The 6353-nt window shown below is 69.1% G+C and carries 7 protein-coding genes and 1 pseudogene; 3 read left to right on the forward strand and 5 right to left on the reverse strand.

What is annotated here, in order from left to right:
- Positions 1 to 521 (forward strand): annotated as a pseudogene (locus ACK5IN_RS03340) (hypothetical protein); the annotation flags it as partial.
- A 461-nt stretch (positions 522 to 982) separates the two neighbouring features.
- Complete coding sequence (locus ACK5IN_RS03345) at positions 983 to 2029, forward strand: LLM class flavin-dependent oxidoreductase (protein ID WP_416894804.1); 1047 nt, start codon at positions 983 to 985, stop codon at positions 2027 to 2029.
- A 152-nt stretch (positions 2030 to 2181) separates the two neighbouring features.
- On the opposite strand, the gene ACK5IN_RS03350 is transcribed toward ACK5IN_RS03345, so the two are convergent.
- Positions 2182 to 2766 (reverse strand): TetR/AcrR family transcriptional regulator, encoded by a 585-nt coding sequence (locus tag ACK5IN_RS03350; RefSeq protein ID WP_416894805.1) that lies wholly within the window; start codon positions 2764 to 2766, stop codon positions 2182 to 2184.
- A gap of 85 nt (positions 2767 to 2851) precedes the next feature.
- Here ACK5IN_RS03350 and ACK5IN_RS03355 point away from each other — a divergent pair, with 85 nt between their 5' ends.
- Entirely contained in the window at positions 2852 to 4015 is a 1164-nt protein-coding gene (locus ACK5IN_RS03355) for a hypothetical protein (RefSeq protein WP_416894806.1), read from the forward strand.
- Between the two features lie 237 nt (positions 4016 to 4252).
- Here ACK5IN_RS03355 and ACK5IN_RS03360 read toward each other — a convergent pair whose 3' ends face one another.
- From ACK5IN_RS03360 to ACK5IN_RS03375, 4 genes are all read right to left on the reverse strand, one after another.
- Positions 4253 to 4708 (reverse strand): hypothetical protein, encoded by a 456-nt coding sequence (locus ACK5IN_RS03360; RefSeq protein ID WP_416894807.1) that lies wholly within the window; start codon positions 4706 to 4708, stop codon positions 4253 to 4255.
- Positions 4709 to 4720: 12 nt separating this feature from the next.
- Positions 4721 to 4930, reverse strand: a complete 210-nt coding sequence (locus tag ACK5IN_RS03365; RefSeq protein WP_416894808.1) for a type II toxin-antitoxin system HicA family toxin — start codon at positions 4928 to 4930, stop codon at positions 4721 to 4723.
- 55 nt (positions 4931 to 4985) lie between these two features.
- On the reverse strand, positions 4986 to 5354 hold the full coding sequence (locus tag ACK5IN_RS03370; protein ID WP_416894809.1) for a hypothetical protein: 369 nt from the start codon (positions 5352 to 5354) through the stop codon (positions 4986 to 4988).
- A gap of 181 nt (positions 5355 to 5535) precedes the next feature.
- A complete protein-coding gene (locus tag ACK5IN_RS03375; protein WP_416894810.1) occupies positions 5536 to 6180 on the reverse strand; it encodes an NAD(P)H-binding protein in 645 nt (214 codons plus the stop codon).
- Positions 6181 to 6353: the final 173 nt, after the last annotated feature.

Raw genomic sequence — 6353 nt, forward strand, 5'->3', positions numbered from 1 at the left:
CGCCGCCCGCTCCCGCACCGCGCGAGGAGGTCACGCCGACTACCCCGCCGACACCGGGCGAGAAGCCCCCGGCTGTCGTCCCCCCGGCCGTGGGCCCGGGCGACGGCACAGACCCCGGCGAGACCACCGACCCCGGCGACGGCACCAACCCCGACGACACCACCAACCCAGACGACACCACCAACCCCGACGACACCACCAACCCCGACGACACCACCGACCCGCCGGCGGTACTCCCCGAGGGTGCGCCCACGATCGCCGCGAGCCGTGGCCACTGGTTCGAGACCGACGGGCTGGTGGACATCGAGGTGACCCTGATCGGCGCACCCGGCGCGACGATCCAGGTGCGCATCGGAGATCGAATCGTGACGACCGTGGTGGTCGCAGCCGACGGCACGGCGACGCCCATGCTCTCACCACGAGGGTTGGATCTGTTCGGCACGGCGTCGTTCCGCTATGTCGTGGGCGACCAGACGGGCCCGGTGACCAGCAGTCCGATCGTCAGGCTCCTCGGCCGCTGACCTCGACACCGAGCGACTGAGCGAGATCGGACAACTCGCCACGGATCATGTTCATGCTCCTCCGGTTCGAGCGGGAGGAACTCGTGCACGGCGTCGACACGCAGAAGTCCTGCGCGTGGTCGACCGTGGCATCCGGTCGAACAGCAGGCTGTCGTATCGATTCAGGAACGCCACGCGGCCGCAGACGTCGTCGTCCAGCGCGGCGAGCGCCTCGGAGGCGACCCGATACATCGCGCGATCGCCATCGACGACAGCGGGGTCGCGGGTATCCTTCGCCACACCGGTCCAGTGCCGATGCGGGCAGGCAAGGCCGTGAGCGAGCGGCCACGTTGCGGACGGTGATGGCAACAGGCATGGCTGTGAACCCCTGCGCTGCCGCTGATCTGCAGATGATCGCTCGGCACGGGCCTCAGGCATCCATTCGCTGGAATGGACCCCTGGGGCGTACCGTTGCACTCGACATGCAGCGTTTCGGAACCCTCTCGTTCGGCCACTACGGCCCCCTCGGCGGGGGCCGCACGCTCTCGGCGGCCGACTCGATGCACCAGGCGATCGACCTCGCCCAGGGCATGGACGACCTCGGCGTCAACGGCGTCTACTTCCGCGTGCACCACTTCGCCCGGCAGCAGTCGTCGCCGATGCCGCTGCTCGCCGCGATCGCGGCCCGCACGGAGCGCATCGAGATGGGCACCGGCGTCATCGACATGCGCTACGAGAACCCGCTGTACCTCGCGGAGGAGGCGGCAGCCGTCGACCTGATCAGCGACGGCCGCATCGCGCTGGGCGTGAGTCGCGGGTCGCCCGAGACCGTCGTGCGCGGCTACGAGGCCTTCGGCTACACCGGCTCGGACGACCCGCGCGGTGCCGACATCGCCCGGAAGCACTTCGACCTGTTCCTGCGGGCGATCGAGGGCGAGGGTCTGGCGGAACGGGATGCCTCGAGCCCCTTCGGCGGCGGCCCCTCGACAGGCTCGGGGAGCGGGGGGATGCAGCGCATCGAGCCGCACTCCCCCGGTCTGCGCTCGCGCATCTGGTGGGGTGCGGGCAGCCGTGACACCGCCGAGTGGGCCGGGCGCGTCGGCGTGAATCTCATGTCGTCGACGCTGCTCACCGAGGACCGCGGTATCCCCTTCGACCTGCTGCAGGCCGAGCAGCTCGACGCGTTCCGCGCCGCCTGGCGCGAGGCCGGGCACGCCGACGAGCCGCGTACGTCGGTCTCGCGATCGGTGTTCCCACTCGTCACCGCCGAGGACCATCTGTACTTCGGCGGCAGGCAAGAGAGCGGCGGCGTCGGCTACATCGACGGCTTCCGCTCCACCTTCGGCAAGACCTACGCCGCCGAGCCGGATGTGCTCGTCGAGCAGTTGAAGGGGGACGCAGCGGTGCAGGCGGCCGACACGCTGATGCTGACGATCCCGTCGCAGTTGGGCGTGGAGTTCAACCTGCGCGTGGTGGAATCCTTCGCGACCCACGTCGCCCCCGCGCTCGGCTGGTCACCGACCCGATAGGCCATCTCATCCTTATCGCCCGGCGAGCACGGGTCAGAGGAAGACACGCGCGTGTGGGACGCGGACGCAAGGCTGATCCCGCCTGCACCGCTGACGAACAGGCGCCGGCCGCGCCTCATGTCATCCGTGCCCGAAGAGGGCCTGGTCCGCGGTCAGGGGAGCACGAGCCCGATGTCGGTGAGGAACGCCTCGGCATTGAAATCGTCGACGAGCGCCGACTGAACGATGAAGCCGGGAAGCAGCGCCATGACGACGGGGGTCGCGCGCCGCGCCCAGTCTTGCGGCGGCAGTGCGACCGCTTCGGGATGCCTCGTCGCCCAGTTCTCCAGTGCGGCTCCGATCGTCGACCGCAGGTGCCCGAGCACGGTGTGGACGAGTTCGCGCAGTGACGGGTCGACGGTCGCCTCGCCCCACACCTGGATCAGGACCTGGAACGGTGCGGTGACACGGACTCCGCGCGCGATGGTGGCGACGATGCCGGCGGGGGACAGATCGCCCTCACCGGTCGCCGCGACGAGTTCTGCCCTGCGCTCCCCGAGGATCGTCTCGGCGACCGCCAGCAGCAGTTCCTGCTTGCTGGCGTAGTAGCCGTAGATGGCGCCTGCCGAGAGGCCCGACTCGGCGATGATGTCAGCCATCGTCGTGCGCTGGTAGCTGGTGCGGGTGAAGCAGCTCAGGGCAGCGTCGATGATCTGGGCGCGGCGCTGCTCGCGTCGCGCATCGCTGATCTTCGGCATCCCTCGCCCCCTCGGTTGACAACAATAGTCCGAAAGTCCACAATATAAAACGAATCTTCGTTTTATATAGGAAGCTGTTCTCGCCATGAGCACCCCGATCGACACCGACGTCACCCCCTGGTGGCGGCTCCCGATCCTCGCCATCGCCACCTCACTCGTCGTCGGCACGGTGCTGCTCGCGTTCTCGTGGCCCGCCGTCACCGCCGACGCCCAGCATCTCCCCATCGGCATCGTGGGCGCCCCGGAGCAGATCGACCAGATCTCAGACGCCATCGACGAGCAGTCCGAGGGCGCGATCGCCCTCACTGAGTACGACGACCGGGATGCCGCTGTCGAAGCGATCGAGCAGCGCGAGGTCTACGGCGCGATCGTGCTGCCCGTCGCGCAGGGCGAAGCACCCGAGGTCCTGACAGCCTCGGCCGCCAGCGCGGCGGTGGCGCAGATGCTGCAGGGCATCGCCACCGCGCAGCAGCAGCAGATCGACGCGCAGATCCACGCCACGATCGAAGAGAACCTCGCCGCGACGCAGGAACGTGTCGCCACCCAGATCCAGGCCGTGATTCAGGCGGTCATTGCCGGCCAGACCCCGCAGATCCCCGAGGGAGCCGCCGAGCCGATCAGCATCCCGACCGTCACCGTCGAGGTCACCGACATCGTCCCGCTCGCCGACAGCGACCCCCGAGGCACAGGTCTCGCCGCCGCGATGTTCCCGATGGTCCTCGGCGGCATGATCGGCGGCATCGCGGTCACCCTGCTCGTCAAGCCCGGCGGCGTCCGTCGTGTGGTCGCACTGGCGATCTATGCACCCGTCGTGGGCATCGTGCTCGCCGGTATCCTTCAGGGACTCTACGGCGCGCTGCAGGGCAGCTACTGGCTCAACGCCTCAGCCATCGCCCTCGCGATCGCCGCGATCTCGAGCACCATCACGGGCCTCGCTGCCCTCATCGGACCGGCGGGCGCTGGACTCGGCGCCGCGTTCATCCTGCTCGTCGCCAATCCGCTGTCGGCTGCCACGACCCCGGTCGAGTTCATCGTCGCGCCGTGGGGCGCGTTCGGTCAGTTTCTGCCCCCGGGGGCGGCGGCGACGCTGCTGCGCAACCTGTCGTACTTCCCCGACGCCGATTCCAGCTTCTCGTGGCTGGTGCTCGCGACGTGGGCAGCCGCCGGTGTCGCCCTGACCTTCCTCGACCTCCCCGGGAAGCGCCTCGCCGCCGGCGAGACCGCGGCGCAGCGTCCCCTCACCGTGTGACAGCGTCGCACGGCTGAAGATTCGCCTGCGTCGAATCGACCACCGGAACGCCGCTCACGGTCGATTCGACGCAGGCGCGCGTGGGTGCGTCTCGTTTGTGTGCGACAACACGTTCCCATCGGTCACTGCCCTCGGCATACGTCTGCTGTGTGGCGGCGGCGGCACAGAGTTCGCCGACGGTGAGCAGCACACCGCCGGCGGACTCGATCGCAACCTACCGGCCCTCTTCGTTGGCGCTCATGATGCGATCTTCTCGCGGGTGTCCGACATGGGAGCTTTTTCGAGCTGGCCGATGCGCTGGCGGCTGACGCCGAGTGCGGCGGCCACGGCGTCGGCGGGGTAGCCCTGGTCGCGGAGGGTGCGCACGGCGTCGCGGCGCAGGACTGCAGCGCGGGCCTGCTGTTCGCGCGCGGCTTCCTCGGCGGCGCTGCTGTCCTTCCAGAGCTGGGCGACGTCCTCGGGGATCACGACGTCGACTGTGACGGAGACGGCGTTGTCGTCGACGTCGAGCCAGGCGGCCGCGAGCTGTTCCGCGGAGCGCTGCACCTTGCTCCAGGTGGTGGCGCTGCCGGTCGCGGTGATCGTCTTGCCGTTCGGGCCGGGGCTGGTGAGGTCGGGGAGCTTGATCGTCCACCAACCGTCTTCGTCGAGGTAGGCGAGAGCGCGAACGTCTGTGTGGGTCTTGGCGTTCATAGTGGCTTCCTCTCAGTTCCAGTTCTTCGGCGTGTTGGGGAACACGTCCTGTAGCTGCTTCACGATGCCCGCGGAGACTTCTCCGCTGTGCTGGACGACCGATAGCGTCATGGTGCCGTCTGCGGACTTCCAGATTTCGTGACTGCCGCGTGTGCGGGCAATCTCCCAGTCCTCCGACCGCAGGAACCGTGCCACGTCCCGGTACTTCTGTCGCTTCGTCATGATTCTATGCTAGTCCCCCTTGCTGCACAACGCAAGGGGGACTAGTCATTTTCTCCTATTCTTCTTCGGGCTCGAACTCGCTGCCGCAGAGGCCGCAGAGGATGGGGCCGGCGTCGATGACGGCGATGCTCGCTCGTATCTTGCGCCCGCAGCCGCAGACGGCGGCCTTGCCGTTGTTGCTGCTGGTGCGGCCGCCGCCGGTGACGGTGGCCTCGGCGCGGCGGTGGGCGGTGATCGCCTTGGTGAGCGCGTCGACCTCTCGGGCGTAGCTCGCGGCTGTCGCGTCGGGGAGGGTCGTGGTGCTCCATCCGATCGGCCGGGTCGACGCACGCAGTGCGCGCCACGTGCCGTCCAGCCCGAAGATCCACGCACGGTCGTTATCTCGCCGACCAGCATGGGCTCTGCGCCGCTCGCGGTACTCCACGGCGCGTAGCGGATGGTGCCGCACGGTCTCGTGCGCTGCACGGGGGCGAACAACGTGAACGCCTGCGCGATGGCAACGGTGACGAACACGAAGATCAGCTGCAAGCGCCAGATCGATCGTGTGCGTCCGTCGGCCGCATTTCGCATACGGCACATGTGATCGATCGGCGCGGGTCACCCCGTCAGTCGGCGATCGCCGTCGCGATCGCCACCTCACCGGCATTGAACCGGATCGTGCGGTGCACGGTCGTGTCGTCGGCGAGCACGGCAGCGATGACGGATGCGACGTCCGCCCGCGGCACCGCAGCGGACTCCGCCGCGCGCACGTCGATGCGCCCCGTCGGCGCATCGAGCGTCAGCGTACTCGGCGCGACGATCGTCCAGTCGAGCCCGCTGGCACGCAGGTGCGCATCGGCGGCGGCCTTGGCCTCGGCGTAGGCGAAGAACGAGCTCTCCGGCGGCACCCCGTGATCGGCCCTCGCGCCGAAGTAAGAGACCATGACGTACCGGCGCACCTGCGCGACCGCGGCTGCATCCATCGACCGGATCGCCGCGTCGCGGTCGACCGCGTACGTGCGCTGCGGGTCGCCGCCGCCGGCACCGGCCGACCAGACGACGACGTCGTTGCCTGCAACGATGCTCGTCAGCTGGTCGGTGTCGAGCTGCTCCACGTCGGCGACCAGAGGCGCGGCGCCCGTCGCGGCGACCTCTGCCTCGTGGGCGGGATTGCGGATGACAGAGGTCACCGTGTCGCCACGGGCGACCAACTGCGGGGCCAGCAGGAGGGCGACCTTGCCGTGCCCTCCGACGATGAGAATGCGTGCCATGCTCGTGCTCCGTTCAGTCGTCGGGGCCCGCGAAGTCCTCGGGCTCGATGTCGTCGAGAAAGCGCTTGAACTCGTCCAGTCGCTCCGACACGTCCTCCTCGGGGAGGAAGTCGGGCACACCGGCGTCCATCATCACCTCGTCCGCGACCAGGATCGGCACCGCCGCCCGCGAG

The sequence above is a fragment of the Microbacterium sp. genome (assembly GCF_047971895.1).
Classification (GTDB): Bacteria; Actinomycetota; Actinomycetes; order Actinomycetales; family Microbacteriaceae; genus Microbacterium.